Annotated in this window: 22 protein-coding genes; 13 read left to right on the forward strand and 9 right to left on the reverse strand. The window is 69.7% G+C overall.

The window, feature by feature from the left end; translation table 11 throughout:
- Positions 1-23: 23 nt before the first annotated feature.
- Positions 24-1949: a cation:proton antiporter gene (locus tag DPQ65_RS06660; protein ID WP_114906599.1), complete on the forward strand. Its 1926-nt coding sequence runs from the start codon at positions 24-26 to the stop codon at positions 1947-1949.
- Positions 1950-2007: 58 nt separating this feature from the next.
- On the opposite strand, the gene DPQ65_RS06665 is transcribed toward DPQ65_RS06660, so the two are convergent.
- The 4 genes from DPQ65_RS06665 to DPQ65_RS06680 form a co-directional block, all read right to left on the reverse strand.
- The gene (locus DPQ65_RS06665) at positions 2008-2787 is read right to left on the reverse strand and encodes a glycerophosphodiester phosphodiesterase family protein (protein WP_238146726.1); all 780 of its coding nucleotides are present in this window, start codon (positions 2785-2787) and stop codon (positions 2008-2010) included.
- 187 nt (positions 2788-2974) lie between these two features.
- On the reverse strand, positions 2975-4504 hold the full coding sequence (locus DPQ65_RS06670) for a helix-turn-helix domain-containing protein (protein ID WP_114906600.1): 1530 nt from the start codon (positions 4502-4504) through the stop codon (positions 2975-2977).
- A gap of 106 nt (positions 4505-4610) precedes the next feature.
- Positions 4611-5927, reverse strand: a complete 1317-nt coding sequence (locus DPQ65_RS06675; RefSeq protein WP_114906601.1) for an HRDC domain-containing protein — start codon at positions 5925-5927, stop codon at positions 4611-4613.
- Between the two features lie 12 nt (positions 5928-5939).
- Positions 5940-6647: a DUF3000 domain-containing protein gene (locus DPQ65_RS06680; RefSeq protein WP_238146727.1), complete on the reverse strand. Its 708-nt coding sequence runs from the start codon at positions 6645-6647 to the stop codon at positions 5940-5942.
- Between DPQ65_RS06680 and hemE the strand changes: the two genes are divergently transcribed.
- Complete coding sequence (gene hemE / locus DPQ65_RS06685; protein WP_114906603.1) at positions 6622-7740, forward strand: uroporphyrinogen decarboxylase; 1119 nt, start codon at positions 6622-6624, stop codon at positions 7738-7740. The two genes, DPQ65_RS06680 and hemE, sit on opposite strands and share 26 nt — an antisense overlap.
- Here hemE and yczE read toward each other — a convergent pair.
- On the reverse strand, positions 7703-8449 hold the full coding sequence (gene yczE, locus DPQ65_RS06690) for a membrane protein YczE (protein ID WP_238146729.1): 747 nt from the start codon (positions 8447-8449) through the stop codon (positions 7703-7705). The two genes, hemE and yczE, sit on opposite strands and share 38 nt — an antisense overlap.
- 115 nt (positions 8450-8564) lie before the next feature.
- Between yczE and DPQ65_RS06695 the strand changes: the two genes are divergently transcribed.
- Positions 8565-9365, forward strand: coding sequence for a deoxyribonuclease IV (locus tag DPQ65_RS06695; RefSeq protein ID WP_114906990.1), 801 nt, complete (start codon positions 8565-8567; stop codon positions 9363-9365).
- A 346-nt stretch (positions 9366-9711) separates the two neighbouring features.
- Here DPQ65_RS06695 and DPQ65_RS06700 read toward each other — a convergent pair whose 3' ends face one another.
- Complete coding sequence (locus DPQ65_RS06700) at positions 9712-10725, reverse strand: DUF4349 domain-containing protein (protein ID WP_114906604.1); 1014 nt, start codon at positions 10723-10725, stop codon at positions 9712-9714.
- Positions 10726-10901: 176 nt separating this feature from the next.
- On the reverse strand, positions 10902-12083 hold the full coding sequence (locus DPQ65_RS06705; RefSeq protein WP_114906605.1) for an acyl-CoA dehydrogenase family protein: 1182 nt from the start codon (positions 12081-12083) through the stop codon (positions 10902-10904).
- Positions 12084-12202: 119 nt separating this feature from the next.
- On the opposite strand from DPQ65_RS06705, the gene hemG reads away from it, so the two are divergent.
- The 3 genes from hemG (at position 12203) to DPQ65_RS15555 (ending at position 14629) form a co-directional block, all read left to right on the forward strand.
- Positions 12203-13603 carry a protoporphyrinogen oxidase gene (hemG, locus tag DPQ65_RS06710; protein WP_114906606.1) on the forward strand — a complete coding sequence of 467 codons (1401 nt, stop codon included), beginning with the start codon at positions 12203-12205 and terminating at the stop codon, positions 13601-13603.
- 89 nt (positions 13604-13692) lie between these two features.
- Positions 13693-14433: a hydrogen peroxide-dependent heme synthase gene (gene hemQ, locus DPQ65_RS06715; protein WP_114906607.1), complete on the forward strand. Its 741-nt coding sequence runs from the start codon at positions 13693-13695 to the stop codon at positions 14431-14433.
- 55 nt (positions 14434-14488) lie between these two features.
- A complete protein-coding gene (locus DPQ65_RS15555) occupies positions 14489-14629 on the forward strand; it encodes a hypothetical protein (RefSeq protein ID WP_162802061.1) in 141 nt (46 codons plus the stop codon).
- Positions 14630-14640: 11 nt separating this feature from the next.
- On the opposite strand, the gene msrB is transcribed toward DPQ65_RS15555, so the two are convergent.
- Positions 14641-15105 carry a peptide-methionine (R)-S-oxide reductase MsrB gene (gene msrB, locus DPQ65_RS06720; protein ID WP_114906608.1) on the reverse strand — a complete coding sequence of 155 codons (465 nt, stop codon included), beginning with the start codon at positions 15103-15105 and terminating at the stop codon, positions 14641-14643.
- 83 nt (positions 15106-15188) lie between these two features.
- Between msrB and ligD the strand changes: the two genes are divergently transcribed.
- From ligD to DPQ65_RS06750, 6 genes are all read left to right on the forward strand, one after another.
- On the forward strand, positions 15189-16250 hold the full coding sequence (gene ligD / locus DPQ65_RS06725) for a non-homologous end-joining DNA ligase (protein ID WP_114906609.1): 1062 nt from the start codon (positions 15189-15191) through the stop codon (positions 16248-16250).
- Positions 16251-16358: 108 nt separating this feature from the next.
- A complete protein-coding gene (locus DPQ65_RS06730) occupies positions 16359-17417 on the forward strand; it encodes an ATP-dependent DNA ligase (RefSeq protein WP_114906991.1) in 1059 nt (352 codons plus the stop codon).
- Positions 17410-18615, forward strand: a complete 1206-nt coding sequence (locus tag DPQ65_RS06735) for an alpha/beta hydrolase (protein ID WP_238146730.1) — start codon at positions 17410-17412, stop codon at positions 18613-18615. The genes DPQ65_RS06730 and DPQ65_RS06735 overlap by 8 nt, the downstream gene beginning before the upstream one ends.
- 60 nt (positions 18616-18675) lie before the next feature.
- The gene (locus DPQ65_RS06740) at positions 18676-19437 is read left to right on the forward strand and encodes a hypothetical protein (RefSeq protein WP_162802062.1); all 762 of its coding nucleotides are present in this window, start codon (positions 18676-18678) and stop codon (positions 19435-19437) included.
- Positions 19438-19529: 92 nt separating this feature from the next.
- Entirely contained in the window at positions 19530-19724 is a 195-nt protein-coding gene (locus DPQ65_RS06745) for a helix-turn-helix transcriptional regulator (protein WP_114906611.1), read from the forward strand.
- A complete protein-coding gene (locus DPQ65_RS06750; protein WP_114906612.1) occupies positions 19711-20139 on the forward strand; it encodes a hypothetical protein in 429 nt (142 codons plus the stop codon). Before DPQ65_RS06745 ends, DPQ65_RS06750 begins: the two co-directional genes overlap by 14 nt.
- Before the next feature lie 186 nt (positions 20140-20325).
- Here DPQ65_RS06750 and DPQ65_RS06755 read toward each other — a convergent pair whose 3' ends face one another.
- Positions 20326-21060, reverse strand: a complete 735-nt coding sequence (locus tag DPQ65_RS06755) for a dihydrofolate reductase family protein (RefSeq protein ID WP_162802063.1) — start codon at positions 21058-21060, stop codon at positions 20326-20328.
- 38 nt (positions 21061-21098) lie between these two features.
- Here DPQ65_RS06755 and DPQ65_RS06760 point away from each other — a divergent pair, with 38 nt between their 5' ends.
- Positions 21099-21965 carry a PPK2 family polyphosphate kinase gene (locus DPQ65_RS06760; protein WP_114906614.1) on the forward strand — a complete coding sequence of 289 codons (867 nt, stop codon included), beginning with the start codon at positions 21099-21101 and terminating at the stop codon, positions 21963-21965.

A 21965-nucleotide genomic window follows, 5' to 3' on the forward strand; every position in this document is an offset into this window, starting at 1 on the left:
CGTTGACCTGCAGGGAGTGCTGCGTGGAACCTGTTGTGTACCTGGGGGCCGTCCTCGTCCTCGCGGCCCTGGCACAGTGGGTCGCCTGGGCCATCAAGATCCCGTCGATCCTCATCCTGCTCATCCTGGGATTCCTCGGCGGGACCTACATCAGTCCCGATGAGGTGTTGGGCAGGGACGTCCTCTTTGCCGGTGTGACACTCGCCGTCGGCATCATCCTCTTCGAGGGGAGCCTGACCCTCCGCCTGGCCGACGTGCGCGACCTGGGTCGCCCGGTCCTGCGTCTGTGCTCGGTGACCGTGCTGATCGCGTGGGCGCTGATCACGGGCGCGGGCTGGCTGGTCGGACTGGATCTGCAGCTGGCGCTGCTGATCGGCGCCATTCTGGTCGTCACCGGACCCACCGTGATCAACCCGATCCTGCGTCAACTGCGGCCGACCCGCCGAATCTCCTCCCTGCTGCGTTGGGAGGGCATCGTCGTCGACCCCATCGGCGCGATCCTTGCGGTGCTGGTCTACCAGGCAGTCCTCGTCGGCAACCGGGAGGACGCCTTCGGCACCGCGGTCCTCACGCTCGCCATTTCGATCGGCGTCGCTCTGCTGTTCGCCCTGGTGCTGGCCGTGGCGCTCGAGTTCGTGATGGTGCGCCACCTGGTGCCGGACTACCTCCACGGCACTCTCTTCCTCGCGGTGGCGGCCGGCAGTCTGGTCGGGTCCAACATGATCCAGCCCGAGAGCGGTTTGTTGACCGTGACCGTGCTCGGCATCGTGCTCGGCAACCGGCGCAAGCTGCACCTGGAGCACGTCAAGGAGTTCTACGAGCACCTCCAGGTCCTGCTGGTCGGGGTGCTCTTCGTGATCCTCGCCGGGCGAGTCACACCGCAACAGGTGCTCGACAACCTCTGGATGGCGCTGGGGTTCGTCGCCATCCTGATCCTGATCGTGCGTCCGGTCAGCATCTGGCTGGGCCTGCTCGGCACTGAGACGACGCGCAAGGAACGACTGCTGATGTCAGGCATGGCGCCCCGCGGCATCGTCGCCGCCGCAGTGACCAGCATCTTCGCCCTGGAGCTTGAGCATGCGGCGGCGACGGTCACCGGCGACCGGGCCGAGGCCCTGGCTGACCTCGCGGAGCAGGCAGAGGCGATGGTGCCGCTCGTCTTCGTCACCATCGTGGTCACCGTGGCCGTCTACGGACTCGGTGTGGGCCGCCTCGCAGAGCGTCTGGGCCTGGCGACCACCAACCCCCAGGGCGTGGTCTTCGCGGGCTCCCAGGCCTGGGTGCGTCAGACCGCTGGGGCACTGGGAGAGGTGGGCGTTCCCACGATCCTGGTGAGTCAGGACCATGGCGAGCTGCAGCGCGCCCGGATGGACGGGGTGCGCACCGAGCGCACCAACATCCTGTCCGACTACGCGATCAATGACCTCGATCTGGCTGGGATTGGCAGCTTCATCGCAGCCACCGACGACGACGGCACCAACACGACTGCAGCACGCGAGTTCACCCACACCCTGGGTCGTGCCCACGTCTTTCAGCTCCGTCGTGAGGACTCCGCCGGTCCTCCGTCAGGCTCGGGGGAGCAGCGCGTTGAGGAGAAGCCCGTGACGGCCGCTTCCTCGTCTGGGGCCACCGAGCAAGCGACCAGACAGCGGACCGAACGCAACAGCAGCTATCACAAGCTCGCGGCCCGTGCTCCGTTCCGACCGGCGCTCACCTACGAGCAGCTCGAGGACCGGGTCGCCAGCGGGATGACAGTGCGGCTGACCCGGCTGACCGAGGAGTTCACCCTGGCGCACTATCGGGAGCGCAACCCCGAGGCCGTGCTGCTGTTCACCCACGACGGGACGCAAGCGACAGTGCTCACCGAGGAGTCTGACGTGGACGAGTCCGGAGTCACCCTCATCGCGCTCGCCCCGCCACGCGAGCCCCGGAACGGCGGCCGAGAGTAGACCCTCACCTGACACTTCACGGGCGTCGTGGCCGCGGGGCCGTGCCTGACCCCTCTGGTCAGAACCACTGACCTCGTTCGGTCAGCACCTCCTTGAGCACGTCGGCCCGGTCGGTGACCAGTCCGTCGACTCCCAGGTCCAGCAACCGGTGCATCTCACTGGCCTCGTTGATGGTCCACACGTGCACAAACTTGCCGGCGGCATGGGCGGCGGCCACGGTCCGCGCGGTGACCACCGGGATGCCGCGGAAGGCGACCGGAACCTGCAGTCCGTCCGCGTCCCGCAGTGCTGCCGCCACCCGCCGCTCGCGCAGTCCGGGGCCAGCCTGGACGGCCAGGCGAAACCGTGCGGTGGAGCCCTGGCCTGCAGAGGTGACGACCGGACGGGTCAGGCGTCGCAGAGCCTCCCGGCGTCGGGCGTCGGAGAAGGAGGTGACACACACACGGTGGTGCGCGCGAGCTCGTTCGATGACTCGCACGAGTGGCCCGATGGCGCCCGCCGACTTGATATCGATGTTGAATCGGGCGTGCGGCCACGCGTGCAGCATCACCTCCAACCGGGGAATCTGCTCGGCCCCACCGATCTTGGCCCGGGACACCTGCTCCCACGGCAGCCGCGGGATCTGCCCGGTCTGGTCGGTCACGCGGTCCAGACTCACGTCATGGAAGGCCAGCAGCACCCCGTCGGACGTGGCGTGCACGTCGGTCTCCAGGTGTCGGTAGCCCAGGTCGATGGCCGCCTGGAAGGCCGGCATCGAGTTCTCCAGACCCAACCGGTCGAAGCCGCGGTGTGCCAGCGGGAGAGGGCCGGGGTGGTCGAGATAGGCGGTCCGGGTCACCTGGGTGACGCTACCGACTCCTGCTGTATGCCGAGGCGCCGGTGGGTGTGCCCAGCGCACCTCAGTCCGGGCACCGCCGATGGGAGCTTCGACGAGGGCGGTCCGATCCTCCCCAAGAATGCGGGACGGGCGGTCCGATCCTCCCCAAGAATGCGGGACGGGCGGTCCGATCCTCCCCAAAAATGGGTTAGATGTCGCGGAAGGTCTGGATCTCGGCGCCGAGGTTGTTGAGCCGGGCGGCGAGGTCCTCGTAGCCGCGGTGGATCACGTAGACGTTGCGCAGCACGGACTCACCGGGCGCGGCGAGCATCGCCAACAGGATCACCACGCCGGGACGCAGCGCCGGCGGGCACATGATCTCGCCGGCACGCCACTTGGTCGGGCCCTCGACCATCACCCGGTGCGGGTCCATCAGGTGCACCTTGGCCCCGAGCGTGGAGAGCTCGGTGAGATAGATCGCCCGGTTCTCATAGACCCAGTCGTGGATCAGCGTGGACCCCTCGGCGCAGGCCGAGATGATCGCGAAGAACGGCAGGTTGTCGATGTTGAGGCCCGGGAAGGGCAGCGGGTGGATCTTGTCCATCGCAGCCTTCAGCGGGCCCGGGATGGTGCGCAGGTCGACCAGGCGGGTGTGGCCGTTGGCGGAGGTGTACTCCTCGGAGAGCTCGTAACGCAGGCCCATCGTGTCCAGGACCGCGAGCTCGATCTCCATGAACTCGATCGGGACCCGCCTGATGGTGATCTCACTGCCGGTCACGACACCGGCGGCGAGCAGGCTCATCGCCTCGATCGGATCCTCGGACGGGGAGTACTCGATCTCCTGGTTGATCTCCTGCACACCGGTGATGGTCAGCGTGGTGCTGCCCAGCCCCTCGATCTGCACACCCAGCTGCTGCAGGAAGACGCAGAGGTCCTGGACCATGTAGTTGGACGAGGCGTTGCGGATGACGGTCGTGCCGGGGTGACGTGCAGCAGCGAGCAGGACGTTCTCGGTGACCGTGTCTCCCCGCTCGGTGAGCACGATCGGACGGGTCGGGCGTCGATCGGGGTCGACCGTGACGTGGTAGCTGCCCATCGTGGCGGTGACGTCGATGCCGAAGTGGCGCAGCGCGACCATGTGCGGCTCGACGGTGCGGGTCCCGAGGTCGCACCCGCCGGCATACGGCAGCTCGAACTCCTCCAGCTCGTGCATGAGCGGGCCCAGGAACATGATGATGGTCCGGGTGCGGCGTGCGGCCGCCTCGTCGATCGAGGCCAGATCGATGGTTGCAGGCGGGATGATCTCCAGGTCCGAGGAGTCGGCCAGCCAGCGGATCTTGAAGCCGATGCTGGTCAGCACCTCGACAATCCGGTTGACCTCCTCGATGCGGGCCAGGTTGCGCAGCGTCGTCTTGCCCTTGTTGAGCAGCGAGGCACACAGCAGGGCGACCGCCGCGTTCTTGGAGGTGCGCACGTCGATCTCGCCGGAGAGCCGCTTGCCGCCGTTGATCCGCAGGTTCTGGGGGAGGGCGCTGCCCACCGAGACGATCTCGGAGTCGAGACTCTCGCCGATGCGCGCCAGCATCTCCAGGGAGAGGTTCTGCTTCCCCTGCTCGATGCGGGCGACCGCGGACTGGCTTGTGTTGAGCAGGGCCGCCAGCTCGGCCTGGGTCAGATCCTTGTGACGGCGGGCGTCACGGATCAGGGCGCCGACACGGGACAGGTAGCTCTCGGTCATGGAGCCACTCTAGATCACATATGAGATACACCGACATCGACACGACGGCAGGCTACCGACTGGTAGGCGAGGGTTTCGGGTGAGCTCGCGTGCCGCGACCAGCGGATCAGTCGGTCGGGTCGGCGGTCTCCTGCAGCGCCTCGACGATGATCGGCGAGACTAGCTCGCGCTGCCACGGCCGGGCTCCGTGTGCTGCGAGGGCGGCGTCGACACCCGCGGCATCGGTCTGCTCCGGCGGGGTCCACAGCACGCGGCGCAGGGTCTCGGGCGTCAGCAGGTTCTCCACCGGAACCAGGACCTCGTCGGAGAGCTCGCTGAGCGCCGCACGGGCGCTGGCCAGGCGAGCTGCGGCCACGGGGTCCCGGTCGGCCCAGGCGCGGGCCGGTGGCGGGGCGTCGTTGCGGCGCGCCAGGTCCGGCAGGTCGTTCTCGGCCAGGTCGGCGGCCTCCCCGATCGCCTCGAGCCACTGGCGCTGGTAGCGCTGCAGTCCCTGCTGGGCGCGCCGCTGTCGCGACCGACCCGACTCGACCGGGCGCTCGGGGACCAGTGCGGCCGCGGTCTGCGGCTGGCGCACGGCCAGGTCGATCAGGCTGGCGTCGGGCAGCACCCGGCCGGAGGCCACATCGCGCTGGCGGGCGATCTGGTCACGGGCCTCCCACAGGGAACGGACGTGAGCAGCGACCCGACGGTTGCGGACCCGGTGCATCCCCGAGGTCCGGCGCCATGGGTCCTGCCGCGGGGCATGGCCGGTGAACTCGACCTCGGCAGCGAACTCCTGCGCTGCCCAGTCGCTCTTGCCCTGGGCACGCAGGTCGTTCTCCACCGCGTCCCGCAGCTCCACCAGGAGCTCGACATCCAGGGCCGCGTAGAGCAGCCACGGCTCCGGAAGCGGCCGGGTCGACCAGTCGACTGCGGAATGCTCCTTGGCCAGGCCCACCCCGAGGTAGTGCTCCAGCACCGCTGCCAGGCCCACCTTGGGGCGCCCCGCCAGCCGAGCGCCGAGCTCGGTGTCGAACAGGCTCGTCGGCCGCAGGCCGACCTCGGCCAGGCAGGGGATGTCCTGGGTGGCGGCGTGCAGCACCCACTGGACGCCAGCCAGCGCATCGTTGACCGTGCTCAGGTCGGGCAGCGCGATCGGGTCGATCAGGAAGGTGCCCGCCCCCGCACGGCGCAACTGCACGAGATAGGCGCGCTGACCGTAGCGATAGCCCGAGGCCCGCTCGGCGTCGACGGCCACCGGGCCGACCCCGGCGGCCAGCGCCGCAGCGACCTCGGTCAACGCCGAGGCGTCGGCCGCGACGGGTGGGACGCCGTCAGCCGGCTCGGTGAGCTGCTCGATCGGTGGGCCCTCAGGGTCCGGCGGACGGTCGGCGGCACCCGCCTCGTCGGGCGGGAAGGCAGCTGTTTCGTCGGTGTCCGTCATCGCTCCAGGACCCTACCGGCGCTGGGGGAGGGCGACGACACCCTCGGGCAGCGGCGGCAGACCGGCGATGGTGCACAGCAGGTCACCCCAGGCCTGCAGGTGCTCATCGATCTGGTGACCATCCAGGGGGGTCCAGGAGGCGCGGATCTCCATCTCGACCGTGGGCTCGCGGTCCGACAGGGCCCCGAAACTCTCGCTCAGCACACAGGTGACAGCGCCGGCCTCGGCCGCCCACGCGAGGCCTCGCTGCTCCAGTGCGTCCGTCAGCCAGGACCAGCCGACCCGACCGACGTAGGGGTCGTGCCCCACCTCGGGCTCGACGGCGGCCTTGGCATAGGTGACGACGCGCCACGCGCCCTCCCAGGGCTCCGGCTCCTCCGGGTCGTGGAGCAGCACGAAGCGTCCGGTCGCGGTCGGCTCGTCGTCGGCGTTGCGGCTCGGGATCACCTCGCCGGACAGCGCCAGGGCCGAGGGGGCCAGGCGCGTCGGCGCCGGAACCTCCTCGATGAGCACCTCGGGGCGCAGCACCGCAGCGTGCACGGACGCCAGCGCCTCAGCGAAGGTCGATTCATCGCGCACGGTCTCACCTCCGGACGCCTTGCGCGGCCGGGACTGGATGCGGCTCACCACGTCGCTTACAGTAGGCGCGTCCACCGACAGGATCCCGCAGGCCACGCCGACAGTCGCCGGACGCATGGCAAGATCGGACAGTGTGACCACCCCTGACTCCTCCGCCACGCCCACCTCCCAGACCCCCACTGACCCGCCGTATGCCGACACCCCGGCCACCGGAGACCCGAGCCAGAGCGCTCTGGTGCAGGCAGCACGGGGCCGGGCCACTCCGCATACTCCGGTCTGGTTCATGCGTCAGGCCGGGCGCTCTCTGCCGGAGTACCGCTCGCTGCGGCAGGGCACCAACATGCTCGAGACCTGTGCGACACCGGATCTGGTCACCGAGATCACCCTCCAGCCGGTGCGGCGGCACCAGGTGGATGCCGCCATCCTGTTCAGCGACATCGTGGTGCCGCTCAAGGCGGTCGGACTCGACATCGACATCGTGGCCGGCACCGGCCCCGTCGTGGCCGAGCCCATCGCGACCCGGGCGGACCTGGACCGCCTGCCGGAGCTGACGCCCGAGCACGTCCCGTATATCACCGACGCGATCAGATCGCTTGTTGCAGAGCTGGGCCCGACGCCGCTGATCGGCTTCAGCGGGGCCCCCTTCACGCTGGCGAGCTACCTGATCGAGGGCGGGCCGTCCAAGACGCACCAGCGCACCAAGGCGCTCATGCACGGTGACCCGGAGCTGTGGCGCGACCTGTGCGCCCGGCTGGCGCAGATCGCCCGGACCTTCCTGCAGGTGCAGATCGATGCCGGTGCCTCGGCGGTGCAGCTGTTCGACTCCTGGGTCGGCGCGCTCCCTCGGGCGGACTATCTGCGCTTCGTCGAGCCGCACTCCCGGGCCGTCCTGCAGGGCGTGGGCGATCGCGTGCCGCGCATCCACTTCGGGGTCGGCACCGGTGAGCTGCTGGGCGACATGGCGGCTGCCGGCACCGAGGTGATCGGCGTGGACTTCCGGGTCTCCCTGACCGATGCCGTGCAGCGCACGGGCGGTCGTCACGCGGTGCAGGGCAACCTGGACCCGGCCCTGCTGTTCGCGCCGTGGCCCGTGATCGAGGAGCGGGTCACCCAGCTCGTGGAGGAGGGCCGTGGTGCGCCCGGGCACATCCTCAACCTGGGCCACGGGGTCCTGCCCGACACCGACCCGACGGTCCTCACGCGCGTGGTGGAGCTGGTGCACTCGCTGGGCTGAGGGGCGGCGGGGTGACCCGCACGACCAGCGGTGGCAGGAAGAACTGGGTCAACGGACCGATGGCCAGCGCGAACAGCACGGTGCCGACGCCGACCACGCCACCGAGCAGCCAGCCGATGACCACCACGACGACCTCGATCCCGGTGCGGATCAGGCGCAGGCTGACCGGCAGCCGCCGGGCCAGGCCGGTCATCAGCCCGTCGCGGGGCCCGGGCCCGAACTGTGCCCCGATGTAGAGCGCCGTCGCGAACGCGTTGAGCACGATCCCGCCGACCATCATGGTGATCTTCAGGGCGAGGGAGTCCGGGGTGCTCATCAGCGCCAGCCCGAGGTCCGCGGAGATCCCGACCCAGATCGCGTTGGCGACGGTCCCTAGACCGGGCATCTCCCGCAGCGGGATCCACAGCAGCAGCACACCCAGGGCGACCAGGATCGCGATCGTGCCGAACGTGAGCGGCACGTGTGCGGCGATGCCGTAGTGGAAGACGTCCCACGGGATCATCCCGAGGCCGCCGCGGATGAGCATCGCCATGGAGAGGCCGAAGATGGTCAGGCCGATCGTGAGTTGGGTCAGCCGCCGCGGAAGACGTCCCGACCGCAGCTGCTGGCGTGGTGTCATCGGCTGCAGGCCGAGGACCGCGCGCGGCGCGTCGGGCTCGAGGGGGACGTCCACGGACACATCATCGGGGATGCGCTGTTCGGTGCTCACGTCAGGGGCAACAGCGCACGGTCACGGAGTATGCCGAGGCACAGGTCGGCCCGGTCCGGCCCGGTCAGTCTCGGGTCGGGTGTCGGTCGTCGGTGGTGGCGCCTACGGTGGAGCCATGGCACACCCCATCGGCGCACACGTCAGTCAGACCGACCCCATCGCTGAGGCACAGGCCCGCGGCGCGGACGCGGTGCAGTTCTTCCTCGGTGACCCGCAGAGCTACAAGGGCCCCGTCGTGGAGTATGCCGCGGGTCCGGCCGCGCTGAAGGCCGCCGCCGAGGAGGCGGGGGTGCAGATCTATGTCCACGCGCCCTACCCGATCAACGTGGCCTCGCTCAACAACCGGATCCGCATCCCGGGTCGCAAGCTCCTGCAGCAGCACGTCACGGCGGCCGCCGAGATCGGTGCCAAGGGAGTGATCGTCCACGGCGGGCACCTCGGCGTGGACGAGGACTCCGCGAAGGGCTTTGACAACTGGCGCAAGTGCATCGACGGCCTGGAGATGCCGGTCCCTGTCTTCATCGAGAACACCGCCGGCGGCGACAACGCGATGGCGCGGCGCCTGGAGGCCCTCGACCGTCTCTGGGAGGCGATTGGCCTGGCCGAGGGTGGTGACACGGTCGGCTTCTGCCTCGACACCTGCCACGCGCACGCCGGGGGCATCGACCTGGCTGATGCCGTCGACCGGGTGCGGGCGATCACCGGGCGCATCGACCTGGTGCACGCCAACGACTCCCGCGACGCCTTCGACTCCGGCGCCGACCGGCACACCAACCTCGGAGCCGGCCAGATCGTCGGCGACGCGGTGGCGGAGGTGGTGCGTGCAGCAGGTGCTCCGGCAGTCGTGGAGACCCCGGGCGGGGCGCTCGAGCAGGGCGCCGACATCGCCTGGCTCCGCCAGCGCGTCGCCGGCTAGCCGTCCACCCTGGACCAGGTCGGCTCCCGCACTCCCGCGCTGCTGACGTCTCCGCGCGGCTGACGTCTCCGCTCGAGCTCATGCCCGCCCCGCACTCCCGCGCGGCTGACGTCGCCGCTCCAGCTCATGCCCGCCTCGCACTCCCGCGCCGCTGACGTCTGCTCGGCTGACGTCTCCGCTTCAGCTCACGCCCGCAGCCTGCTCTCTTGGCGCAACAGGCCCGGCCCCCAGTGCGCGTGTCGCGCACCATGCCGTGATCGCTGCGGCGTGTCTGGGGTTCCAGCGCGGATCTGGCACCACCGATCCGGCACCAGGACGCCGAGGCGCCCGATCACAGTGCGTTCGGTCAGGCGTCGACGGGCGCTGGTGCCGAGTCGTCGGTGGCCGGTCGACGACGACGCCACCAGAGGACCGGAAGTGCGAGCACGATCGCCACGACGGCAAAGGGCAGCAGGGCGCCGATGGCCGTGAGCAGGAAGGTCACGCCGCCCAGGAAGGCCTCCCAGCCTCCGGCAACCCCCGCGGCGAAGCCGGTCGGCTCGTCCTCGACCGTCTGCACCGGCTCGGCGGGGTCGGTCTCCGTCAGGTTGACCGTGATGTTGGAGCGCTCGACATCGCCCTCCAGCCCCTTGGCATGGGCCTTGAGAACGTCGAGCTCGGCCTCACGGGTGGCGAGCTCACCCTCCAGGAGGACGACGTCCTCGATGTCGGTGGCGTCCTCCATCAGGGCACGCACCCGGGTGATGCTCGCCTCCAGCGTCTCGATGCGCGTGGTGGTGTCGCGATAGTCCTGCGTCACGTCCAGGCTGCTGATGTTGCTGCTGGTCACCCGCCCGGTGGGACCGAGTTTCTCGAGCGTGGCATCGAGCCGGGCGCTGGGCACCGAGACCACGAGCGTGGCGTGGCCGTCGAAGACCACCGGGCCGCGGTCCGGTCGGACCTCCTCGCTGACCACCCATCCCTCGGCAGCGATGGCGGCGGAGCGGACCTCTGCGGCCGCCGTCGTGACATCCTCGACGGCGATGCCCAACTGTGCATCACGCGCGATCATCCGCCCCTCGGGCAGGTTCGCCGAGACGACCTGCGCCTGCTCGCCGTCGGCTGACCCGGGAGCCGCCTCACCCTCAGCGCCCAGGCCGTCGGCGCCGGACTCACCGCCACCGGACTCCTCGCGCCCGGCCTCGGCACCGGAGTCACCGCCACCGGAGTCGTCCATGGCACTGTCGGCAGCCGCCGGGACCGCTGCCCTGTCCGCCGACTCGTCCGAACCGCTGGAGCAACCAGCGGCCAGTGCGAGGGTCAGCGCGGCGGCGCCGGCGACCAGGGCCAGACGTCCACGGGATCGGAATGAGCGAGTCATGGTCGGTCTCCTTCAAGAGCAGCAACGGGGCGGCACCGGCTGGTTGCCTGCGCTCTCGTTGAGACCATCGATCCTGACGCCTCGTTCCAGACCCTGGGTCACGATCAGGTCACCGTTCGGTCGGGTTTGCATAACGCTCCGACGTCCGTGTGCGACCGGCCAGGCTCCTGACTGGCTCAGACAGCCGCCCGAGCCAACTGCTCGGACCAGGAGCCTCGTGCGGTGCCCTGGGCGACCTCGGCCAGGCGCAACCACTGCACGTCCGAGGTCCCGGCCGGGGCGAAGATGTGGAAGGCATCGCGCAGATACCGCTCGAGGGGGCAGTCGGTGAACAGCCCGCTCGCCGCGTGGATCTCCATGGCTGCACGTGCGGAGTCCAGAGCCAGCTCCACGTTGACCACCTTGGCGTTCATCAGTTCGGCGTCACAGGAAAGGCCCTGGTCCAGCAGTCTGACTGCGTGGTAGGCCGTCAGCCGGGCGGTCATCAACCGCGACTGCAGCTGCCCCAGTTTGACGGCGACCGCACCGAGCGCACCGAGCGGCTCGCCATAGCGCTCCCTCTCCTGGCACAGCCGCACGGTCTCCTCCATGATCGCCTGGTGGATGCCGAGGGAGACGGCGGTCAGGTTGGGGCGCCCATAGAGCATGCTGGAGGAGTAGGCCACTGCCAGCCCCTGGCCCTCGTCGCCCAGCCGGTTGCCCTCCGGGATGCGACAGTCCTCGAAGACCAGCTCGCCGAAGCTGAAGCCGTGCAGGCCCATTGCCTGCTGCTGTGGCTCGAGGCGGAACCCTGGCCGATCCCTCTCGACGAGGAAGGCAGACAGGCCCTTCGAGCCCTCACCGGTGCGCAGCACCACGCCGTGCAGATCCCCGACATGACTGTTGCCGACGAAGACCTTGCGTCCGTTGAGGACGTATTCGTTGCCGTCCCGGACCGCCGTGCCCCGCATCCCCAGGACGTGGCCACCGGAGACCGGGTCGGTCACGGCGATCGTCGGCAGCACCTCACCGGATGCCACCTTGGGCAGCCAGGTCTTGCGCTGGGCGTCATCACCGAAGTGGATGATCTTGGCCACGCCCAACTGGCTGGCCTGCACCATCGCGCCCATGGCTCCACAGACCCGGGACAACTCCTCGATGATGATCGTCTTCGCCAGGTGCCCGGCGCCCATACCGCCGAACTCCTCCTCGATCGTGACGCCCAGCCACCCTTGGGCCGCGACCAGCCGCGACAGGTCCTCGCTGACCGTCCGGGTCGCCTCCAGCTCGGGCAGGCGCGGTCGCACCTGCTCTTCGGCAAAGGCCCGCACGCGCGAACGGAGGTCCTCGTGCTGGGTGTCGGTGAAGTTCGTGGTCACCGGGTGAACTCCTCACCTAGGTCGGGCCGCCACTCACCGGGCGGTCCACCGACCGTGCCCGACCCCGCTTTCATCCGGGTTTCACACGCTCCGAGCCGTGCGCATGATTGGCTCACCCCATGCGTTATCTCGTGATCGGCGGCGGCATCAGTGGCTTGAGCGCAGCCTGGCAACTGGTGCAACACGTCGCAGGAGACCAGGTCACTGTGCTCGAGGCGCGGGACCGGCCCGGCGGCAAGCTCCGTGGAGCGTCGGTGGCGGGGGTCGGTGTCGATGTCGGTGCCGAGTCGGTCCTGGCTCGCCGCCCGGAGGCGGTCGACCTGATCCGCGAGGTGGGGTTGGGTGACGCGCTGGTGCATCCGACGGGGGTGTCCGCGGCCATCTGGAGCCGGGGTGCGCTGCACGCGATCCCCCGACGGACCCTGCTGGGGGTGCCGGCAGATCCCGGCGAGCTCAGTGGCCTCCTCACGGCCGAGGAGGTTGAACGGGTCCGGGCGGAGACGCCGGAGCCCTTGGGTGCGGAGGACGTCGCGGTGGGTGAGCTGGTGGCCGCCCGGCTGGGCGACGCCGTCGTCGACCGACTGGTCGAGCCACTCCTGGGCGGGGTGTATGCCGGGCACGCTCGGCTCATCTCTGCGGCGGCGGCCGCTCCGGGCCTCCTGGCAGCCGCCAGGGCGGGGGAGTCACTCGTAGAAGCTGCCGCGCGTGCGGTGCCGGCCCCGGACCCAACGGCGCCCCGGCCGCCGGTCTTTGCCGGGGTCGAGGGGGGTCTGCGCCGCCTGCCGCAGGCCCTGGCCGAGCAGCTGAGGGAGCGCGGTGTCACGATCCGCACGGAGGCGATCGTCCGGGAGCTGCACCGCACGCCCGGCGGGTGGCAGGCCATCACCGGTCCCGTGCCGGCCCCCGAGCTGCACGACGCCGATCGGGTGGTCGTGGCGCTGCCCAGTGCCCCGACCGCGCGGCTGCTCGCCACCGTTGCTCCGGAGGCTGCACGCGCCCTGGCCACCGTGGAGACCGCCTCGATGGCTGTGCTGACCTACGCCTTCGCGGTGGGAGACCTCCGAGAGCTGCCCGGGTCGGGGTTCCTCGTCCCGCCCCGGGACGACCGGTTCCTCAAGGCAGCGACCTTCAGCGCCAACAAGTGGGACTGGGTGCGCCAGCACGGGAGAGGAGCCGGACCGGGTGGTCGGGACGTGGTCCTGCTGCGCGGGTCCGTCGGTCGGCACCGCGAGGAGGACTCGCTGCAGCATCCGGACGGAACGCTGCTCGACCGCGGCCTGCGCGACCTGTCCACGGCCATCGGCAGCCAGTTGCCGGGCCCTGTGGACGGTCACGTGCAGCGGTGGGGAGGCGGCCTGCCGCAGTATGCCGTGGGGCACCGTGACCTGGTGGCCACCGTGCGTGGGGCGGTCGGGGAGGTGCTGGGCCTCGCGGTGGCCGGTGCCACCTACGACGGAGTCGGAGTCCCTGCCTGCATCGCGAGCGGACGGGCCGCCGCGCAGAGCCTGCTGGAGGAGTAGACGCAAGACGTTGAACCTCTCACTCTGCCCGGGCCGGGTGTTTGGCCACCCGGTGAGCCCCTCCGGGGCGCGCTTGCGAGAATGGAGCCATGACCAACCACCCCCAGGCCCCCTCCGACGCGCAGGCCCCCACGAGCGACCCCGTGCCCGTCGACAGCGAACGGATCAACAACGAGGTCCGCTACGCGATGTACTCCGTCTTCCGCACCGTGAACCCGCTGGGTCCGGACCGCGACGGCCTGACGCAGGAGCTCGAGGAACTGCTGGGCGCCATCACGGACGAGGGCGTCGTGGTGCGCGGTCTCTATGACGTCTCCGGCCTGCGGGCCGACGCCGACTTCATGGTCTGGTGGCACGCCGAGACCGTCGAGCAGTTGCAGTCCGCCTACCAACGACTGCGCCGGACCCAGCTGGGGGTCCAGCTCGAGCCGGTGTGGAGCAACGTCGCGATCCACCGGCCGGCCGAGTTCAACCGGGGGCACATTCCGGCGTTCCTGTCGGGCGAGGAGCCGCGGGGTTACGCCTGTGTCTATCCGTTCGTGCGCTCCTACGAGTGGTACATCCTGCCGGAGGACGAGCGGCGACAGATGCTGCGGGAGCACGGCCTGGCTGCCCGGGACTATGCGGACGTGCGGGCCAACACTCTGGCCAGCTTCGCCCTGGGTGACTACGAGTGGGTGCTGGCCTTCGAGGCTGATGAGCTGCACCGGATCGTGGACCTGATGCGTGAGCTGCGGGCCGTCGACGCACGACGGCACGTGCGCGAGGAGGTCCCGTTCTACACCGGTCCCCGGGTCGACGTCGCGCAGCTGGTCGCCAGCCTGCCCTGAGATTTCTTTCAGGAGAAGGCAACCCCGCAGCCACTGACTCGCCCATGCCCTGGACGTGGAGGTCGACGCCGAGGTCATCGAGGCCGGTGGGGACGACGGCGTGCTGTCCGCGGAGGTCACCGAGTTCACGGAGTGGCTCTCGCGCACCGCAGCCCCGACCGTCACCATCTCGGTCCGGGGCTCCGGTGCGGGCTGAGGCCTACGGGATCAGAACGTGCCGCCGACGCTCGTCGAGCCTGTCGAGGACGCGGCCTGGGCGTCCAGGGGCTGCAGGGTCATGGCGATCGAGTTCATGCAGTAGCGCTGGTCGGTCGGGGTGTCATACCCCTCTCCCTCGAAGACGTGCCCCAGGTGGGAGCCGCAGTTGCCGCACCGCACCTCGGTGCGGGTGCGTCCCAGCGAGTTGTCCTCGATGTACTCGACGCGGTCCTGCGCCAGCGGCGCATAGAACGACGGCCAGCCGCAGTGGCTCTCGAACTTGGTTTCGCTGCGGAACAGCTCAGCGCCGCAGGCTCGGCAGGAGTAGACGCCCTCGGTGGTGGTGTCGGTGTACTCCCCGACGAACGGCCGCTCGGTGCCCGCCTGACGGAGCACGGCATACTCCTCAGGAGTGAGCTGCTCGCGCCACTCCTGCTCGGTCTTGCTGACGGGGTAGTTGTTGTTCTCGGTCATAGTGCCTTCCACCGTACGCCGGGTTGCGCGGTTCTCCGAGTCGACCCCGGCCGGTGTCACCCAGGGACGGTAGCGTCACGACCATGGCGACTGCGCAGATGCTGACCGTGCCCGGCCCGGATGGTGACCGGGAGGTGCGGCTGAGCAGTCCGGACAAGACGGTCTGGCCAGCCACGAACGCTGGCGAGGCGATCACCAAGGCCGACCTCGCGGCATACCTGATGGCGGTGGGCGAGCCCCTCCTGCGGGCCCTGAAGGACCGCCCTGTCACGCTGCAACGGGTGCGCGACGGTATCGAGGGGGAGGTCTTCTACTCCAAGAACCCGCCCAAGGGTGTGCCGGAGTGGGTGCGCACCACGATGGTGACCTACCCGTCCGGCCGTAGCCACCCCCAGCTGGTCGTCGACGAGCTGGCGGCGGCCGTGTGGGCCGCGCAGATGGGCACGGTCACCTTCCACCCCTGGCCGGTGCGCAGCGGAGACAACGACCACCCGGACGAGATCCGGATCGACCTGGACCCGCAGCCGGGGCTCGGCTTCGCCGACATCGTGGAGGTGGCCCGGGGGTTGCGGGAGGTGATGACCGAGGTCGGGCTGACTCCGTTCGTCAAGACGACCGGTAGTCGCGGCGTGCACGTCTTCGCAGCGATCGAACCGCGACTGGAGTTCCTTGAGGTGCGGCACGCGGTGATCGGGATTGCCCGCGAGCTGGAGCGCCGGATGCCGGAGCTGGTCACCACGGCTTGGTGGAAGGAGGAGCGGGGCCAGCGGATCTTCGTCGACTTCAACCAGGCCACCAGGGACCGGACGCTGGCGGCGGCCTGGTCCCCGAGAGTCCGGCCCGGTGGGCCGGTGTCGGTGCCGATGACCTGGGAACAGCTCGGTGAGATCGGGCCCGATGAGCTGACGGTGCGGACCGTGCCCGACTGGCTGGCCGAGCACGGCGACGCGTGGGAGCACCTCCACGACGAGGCGGGCACGATCGATGGCGCCTACGCCCTGTGGGAGGCCGACCTGGAGCGGGGCCTGGGCGAGCTCAACTTCCCACCCGACCATCCCAAGATGCCGGGCGAGCCGCCGCGGGTGCAGCCCAGCAAGAAGGTCGCCGAGCACTGGGACGAGCAGGGCAACCGGATCGACCGCTAGCGGCGCCGGTGCTTGTGTCCTGCACTGGCGGTGTTCTGACCCTGTGCGTGCAGGACACAGTGGATGGGGCTCCGGCGCCGGGCACGAGCCATCGGGCAGTATGGCGTCATGGACCTGCCCGTCATGCCACCGGTCAAGCCAATGCTCGCCAAGCCGGTGAAGGGGATCCCGGAGGGGCAGTTCTACGAGCCCAAGTGGGACGGGTTCCGCTCGATCATCTTCCGCGACGGCGACGAGGTGGAGATCGGCTCGCGCAACGAGAAGCCGATGACCCGCTACTTCCCGGAGGTCGTCGAGGCGGTCCTGGCCCACTTTCCCGAGCGGGCGGTGATCGACGGCGAGATCATCTATGCCGACACCGCGGCGAACCGGCTCGACTTCGAGGTGCTGCAGCAGCGGATCCATCCGGCCGACTCCCGGGTGCGCAAGCTGGCCGTCGAGACGCCGGCCAGCTTCGTGGCCTTCGACCTGCTGGCCCTGGGCGATGAGGACCTGATGGACTGGCCGCTGGAGCACCGTCGGGCTCGTCTGGAGGAGGCCCTCGCCGGCACCCGGCCACCGATCTACCTCACGCGCCTGACCAAGGACACCGGTGAGGCCCAGGAGTGGTTCGAGCGGTTCGAGGGGGCCGGGCTGGACGGCCTGATCGCCAAGGACCCAGCAGGCGTCTACCAGCCGGACAAGCGGACCCAGAGCAAGATCAAGCACACGCGGACCGCCGACTGTGTGGTGGCCGGCTACCGCCTGCACAAGTCCGGCCCGGACGCAGTGGGCTCGCTGCTCCTCGGGCTCTACAGCGAGGACGGGACGCTCGCCTCGGTGGGCGTCATCGGGGCCTTCCCGATGCAGCGCCGTCGCGAACTGCTCGAGGAGTTGCAGCCGCTCGTGACCGACATCACGGGGCACCCCTGGGACTGGGCCGCCACGTTCGAGGGCACGCCCCGCAAGAACGAGACCAGCCGCTGGAACGCCGGCAAGGACCTGTCCTTCGTGCCGCTGCGGCCCGAGCGTGTGGTTGAGGTGAAGTACGACTACATGGAGGGCGCACGGTTCCGGCACACCGCGCAGTTCGTGCGCTGGCGCCCGGACCGGGAGCCGGAGAGCTGCACCTACGAGCAGCTGGAGACACCGGTGGAGTTCGACCTGCGGGAGGTGCTCGGTGGCTGAGCTGCGAATGAAACCCAGGCTGAGCACTGTCCTGGCGGCCGGAGGTGTCGGCGCGGCGGTGACCACGGCCCTGGCCTCCCTGGGCGTGGCGACCTATTTCGCCCGCCGCGTCGTGACCCCGGAGCACGAGAAGAAGGACGACACCTGGATCGTGTCGATCGACCGTGACGGACCGGACGCCAGCACGATCACCTTCGTCGCTGCCCCGCACAGCCTCTCGCCGGGGCGCTACGGTCTGTGGCTCGACGGGGGAGAGGGCCATGCCCGCGTCGGCGAGGTGATCTCCAGTGATCTGACGCCGCGCAAGTCGGTGGACCGCACCGTGGTCCGAGAGCTCCTCGACCTCGACGAAGGACGTCTGGTCCCGGGGCCGGCCCGATGGAACAGCTACTACTACTGCGGCGACCCGGGCACGGCGGTCGGTCTGGACTTCGAGGACGTGCACGTGCCCTCGGATGTCGGTGACCTGCCCGCCTGGCAGGTGCCGCCGCGGGAGGACTCGGAGCGTCCGGGGGAGTGGGCCGTGCTGGTGCATGGTCGCTCGGCCAGGCGGGAGGAGACGATCCGGGCCCTGCGACTGCTGCACGACCTCGGGTTCACCTCCCTGGTGCCGAAGTACCGCAACGACCAGGGCGCACCACCCAGCGCGGACGGCCGCTACAACCTCGGGCTCTCGGAGTGGCGGGACGTCGAGGCGGCCATCTCGTATGCCGTGAGTCAGGGAGCCAGCCAGGTCACCCTGCTGGGGTGGTCCATGGGCGGAGCCATCGTGCTGCAGACCCTCGACCGCTCCGACTACGCCCGGTTCGTGGTCAAGGTGGTCCTGGACTGCCCGGTCATCGACTGGGGGGTGGTGCTGAGCCACCACGCCGATCTCAACAAACTGCCACGACTGGCCAGCATGCTGGGCAAGGTCCTGATGGGCCGCAAGGCCACTCGCCACCTGGTCGGGGTGGCCGAGCCGCTGGACATCGCGGTCACCAACTGGGTGGCCCGTGCTGACGAGCTGCGTCACCGGATCCTGCTCATGCACTCGCGCACCGATGACGTCGTGCCCTACGGGCCCTCCGAGGAGCTCGCGAAGAAGCGGCCAGACCTGATCACTCTGGACCTGTGGGACGGGCCGCTGCACTGCCGGGGGTGGAACACCGATGCTGAGCGGTGGGAGCGCACCGTCGCAGAGTTCCTGACGGCTTGATCCTGTGAACCGGGGGGTAAGGTCCGGTCAACTCACGGCCGGGAGATGATCGAGGTGACGATGTTGTTGCGAACGGGTGCGGCGCTTGCCGTCGTGGTGACGATGGCGGCGTGCTCGTCCCTGGAGCCTCCGCAGCAGAGCCCGGCGGGGCCTGCGGAGGAGGCAGACCCGTCATCAGCGGTGGTCGAGACGACCGGTCCTGACCCCGCGCCTACGGGCCAGGCTGGGCAGTGGGATCCCGGCAACTGGGAGCCGACCGTCTCGGTCACGATCACCCGGCTCAGCGAGGCGGAGCGACAGGCGTGGCGCGACAGCTACCTCAAGAACCAGGCGGATGACCTGGACGGGCCCGCCCCCGAGGTGGCGCTTGAGCGTTGGGTCCACCCCCGGACGGAGTCGGACACAGTGCTGTCGGATTGCATGACCGGGTCCGGCTTCCCGATCGAGATCGACGCCGGGAGCATCAGCTATCCGGGTGGCACTCCACCGCCAGAACAACAGTCGGCGTGGAGCCTGGCCTGGTACACCTGCAACGCCCGGTTCACGCCCGACCCGGACTACGTCCAGGACTGGACTGAGGGCCAGATCGGGCTGGTCTACGACTACTGGGACCAGTACTTCATCCCCTGCATGGAGGCGCACGGTGTCCCGGTGAACCGGGCTCAGCAGCCGAGTCGGGAGACCTACATCTCGGCGTTCTTCACGCCCCAGCGGAGCTGGTGGCCCAACAGCTATCTGGACATGCTCCCTCAGGATGAGCGCCAGGACTTGGAGCCGGTGTGCCCGGCGTACCCGCCCGACGAGGTCTTTTTCGGCTCCTGACCCCGGCGCTTGACAAGGACGCTTGACATCGACCAACCGTGTCAAGTACCTTTGACGTGTCAAGGGAGTTAGACACCTCTGGGGAGTCGTGGATGGACAACGATGTGCGCGAGCTGCGGCTCGCCTCCGGCCTGTCGCAGCGGGAGCTGGGCGAGGTCCTGCAGGTGTCCAGGCAGACCGTGAACTCGATCGAGACGGGTCGCTACGACCCGTCGCTGCCGCTGGCGATTGCGATCGCCCGGCACTTCCACCGCACCGTAGAGGAGATCTTCCATGTCGACGACTGAGATGACGGGACGTCAGAAGGCACTCGCGCTGCTCGTCATGATGGTCGCCTGCGGCGGCATCGTTGTGCTTGGCTTGCTGCTGCGCGAGCACGGGCCGGGCAACATGGGCACCGGCTTCCTCCAGGGTGCCGCAGTGGGTGTGCTCGGGGTGGCCGTGGTCGCCTGGCGGGTCACCCGCAACCCCGCGCGTGCCACGAGCTTCGAGCGGGCCTTCACCCAGCAGGGGGACGAGCGCGACGACGCGCTGCTCACCCACTCGCTGGCCGTGCTGGGCATCAGTGCCGTGCCCCTGACCGGCGCCGCGGCGGTGGCGATCGGGCTGGGTGCCGACGTGTCGATGGTGCTCGCCCTGCTGCTGTTCGCGGAGCTCCTGGTGGCCGCGGTGGCGTGGGCCGTGATCTCGCGCCGGTCCTAGCAGCAACGGCATCCTGACGGACGCGGCCGAGCTGCCCAACTGAGAGCGCCTCCGGTCTCTTGGAGCCTGCTATAGCGCGCTGCAAGAACCCGGAAGTGCTCCAAGATGGCACAGACCGGTGCCCGAGGAGCGAGCATGCCGCGCAGGCCAGATAGCCGCGACGCTACGTGCGGTCGGCGCGGTGGCTCACACCCGGCCGGCGACATAGCGCAGCATCAGGTCGCCCTCCCAGGCCAGAGCGTGCTGCAGGTCGAAGCGTGCCAGGAGCTCCGAGCCGGACGGTGCCTCCACGATGCGCGGGCCCGTGCCGCCGGCAATGATCGGCCGCACGGTCAGGCACAGCTCGTCGACAACGCCGGCCTGGAGCCAGGCGCCCAACAAGTGCGGTCCACCCTCGGTGAGGACGTGGATCAGGCCCCGCGCGTGCAGTTCCTCCACAGCGACGGTGGCCTCGACGGTGTCTGCGCCGCAGGCGATCACAGCTGTGTCGCCCAGCCGCTCAGTCAGTTCCGCGGAGACCGCGGAGGCGCACAGCACCAGCAGATCCCCTGCGTCGGGGTCCGGCTCGAGGACCTTCTCCGGTAGGTCGCCGGAGGCCGTGACCACCGCCAGCACGGGGTGGTCTGACCGCCCGGCCTTGCGCCGCAGCTCGAGCATGGCCGGGTCCTCGGTGCGCAGACGACCATAGCCCTCAGCGCGGATGGTCCCGGCACCCACGACGACGACGTCGGCCAGAGCCCTCAGCAGGTCAAAGACCTGCTTGTCCGCCGCGGAGTTGATCGACCCGGACCGCCCGTCACCTCCGGTGGCGTGGCCATCCAGGGTCGTGACGAAGTTGGCCCGGACCACCGGACCCGGCCCCACGGCATACGACTCGAGCAAGGCATCCACCGACTGGGGCTCACCTGAGATCTTGACCATGTCCGACATCGTCGCCCATCAGGTGTCAGGATGGCGCGATGGGCAAGAAATCGACACGGTCAACCAGCACACCTTTCAGCGACGCACTGCGCGTGGGGGAGGGCTTCACGCTCAGCGACGTGGATCCGAGAGCGACGCCGGCCTTCGACGGCGACAAGGCTGACGGCAAGGACGCCCTGGCGGATGCGGACGAGGAGATGGACGAGCTGCAGGAGCGGCTCTACGCCCATGGCCAGAGCGGTGGCACGCACAAGGTGCTCCTCCTGATCCAGGGACTGGACACGGCCGGCAAGGGCGGCATCATGCGGCACGTGGTCGGCGCGGTCGACCCGCAGGGCACCGAGATCACCGCCTTCAAGTCGCCGACGCAGGAGGAGCTCGACCACCCGTTCCTGTGGCGCATCCGCAAGGCCCTGCCCGGGGCCGGCATGATCGGCGTCTTTGACCGGTCACACTACGAGGACGTCCTCATCGTGCGCGTGGACGAACTGGTCGAACCCGCTGTGTGGGCGCGTCGCTACACCACGATCAACGACTTCGAGAAGTCCCTGGTCGAGGACGACACGACGGTCATCAAGGTGATGCTGCACCTCTCCCACGAGGAGCAGGGGGAGCGCCTGGCCGAGCGGCTCGAGCGACCGGACAAGTTCTGGAAGTACAACCCCGGTGACGTGGATACCCGCGAGAAGTGGGACGACTACATGGAGGCCTACCAGGCCGTGATGGACAAGACGTCCACCGAGCACGCCCCCTGGTTCGTGGTGCCGGCCGACCGCAAGTGGTATGCCCGGCTGGCCGTCCAACAGCTGCTGCGTGAGCACCTGCACGCCTTCGATCTGGGGTGGCCGCCGGCAGACTTCGACATCGCCAAGGAGAAGAAGCGGCTGGCCAAGACCGCCCGCTGA

The organism is Ornithinimicrobium murale (genome assembly GCF_003352835.1).
In the GTDB taxonomy this organism is placed as follows: domain Bacteria; phylum Actinomycetota; class Actinomycetes; order Actinomycetales; family Dermatophilaceae; genus Ornithinicoccus; species Ornithinicoccus muralis.

What these genes read in the sequence shown, in the direction of transcription:
- DPQ65_RS06670 (WP_114906600.1), bottom strand. Translation starts at nt 4,504, where the DNA reads ATGACCGAGAGCTACCTGTCCCGTGTCGGCGCCCTGATCCGTGACGCC.
- DPQ65_RS06675 (WP_114906601.1), bottom strand. Translation starts at nt 5,927, where the DNA reads ATGACGGACACCGACGAAACAGCTGCCTTCCCGCCCGACGAGGCGGGT.
- hemE (WP_114906603.1), top strand. Translation starts at nt 6,622, where the DNA reads ATGGCAAGATCGGACAGTGTGACCACCCCTGACTCCTCCGCCACGCCC.
- DPQ65_RS06695 (WP_114906990.1), top strand. Translation starts at nt 8,565, where the DNA reads ATGGCACACCCCATCGGCGCACACGTCAGTCAGACCGACCCCATCGCT.
- DPQ65_RS06700 (WP_114906604.1), bottom strand. Translation starts at nt 10,725, where the DNA reads ATGACTCGCTCATTCCGATCCCGTGGACGTCTGGCCCTGGTCGCCGGC.
- hemG (WP_114906606.1), top strand. Translation starts at nt 12,203, where the DNA reads ATGCGTTATCTCGTGATCGGCGGCGGCATCAGTGGCTTGAGCGCAGCC.
- hemQ (WP_114906607.1), top strand. Translation starts at nt 13,693, where the DNA reads ATGACCAACCACCCCCAGGCCCCCTCCGACGCGCAGGCCCCCACGAGC.
- msrB (WP_114906608.1), bottom strand. Translation starts at nt 15,105, where the DNA reads ATGACCGAGAACAACAACTACCCCGTCAGCAAGACCGAGCAGGAGTGG.
- ligD (WP_114906609.1), top strand. Translation starts at nt 15,189, where the DNA reads ATGGCGACTGCGCAGATGCTGACCGTGCCCGGCCCGGATGGTGACCGG.
- DPQ65_RS06730 (WP_114906991.1), top strand. Translation starts at nt 16,359, where the DNA reads ATGGACCTGCCCGTCATGCCACCGGTCAAGCCAATGCTCGCCAAGCCG.
- DPQ65_RS06740 (WP_162802062.1), top strand. Translation starts at nt 18,676, where the DNA reads ATGTTGTTGCGAACGGGTGCGGCGCTTGCCGTCGTGGTGACGATGGCG.
- DPQ65_RS06745 (WP_114906611.1), top strand. Translation starts at nt 19,530, where the DNA reads ATGGACAACGATGTGCGCGAGCTGCGGCTCGCCTCCGGCCTGTCGCAG.
- DPQ65_RS06750 (WP_114906612.1), top strand. Translation starts at nt 19,711, where the DNA reads ATGTCGACGACTGAGATGACGGGACGTCAGAAGGCACTCGCGCTGCTC.
- DPQ65_RS06755 (WP_162802063.1), bottom strand. Translation starts at nt 21,060, where the DNA reads ATGGTCAAGATCTCAGGTGAGCCCCAGTCGGTGGATGCCTTGCTCGAG.
- DPQ65_RS06760 (WP_114906614.1), top strand. Translation starts at nt 21,099, where the DNA reads ATGGGCAAGAAATCGACACGGTCAACCAGCACACCTTTCAGCGACGCA.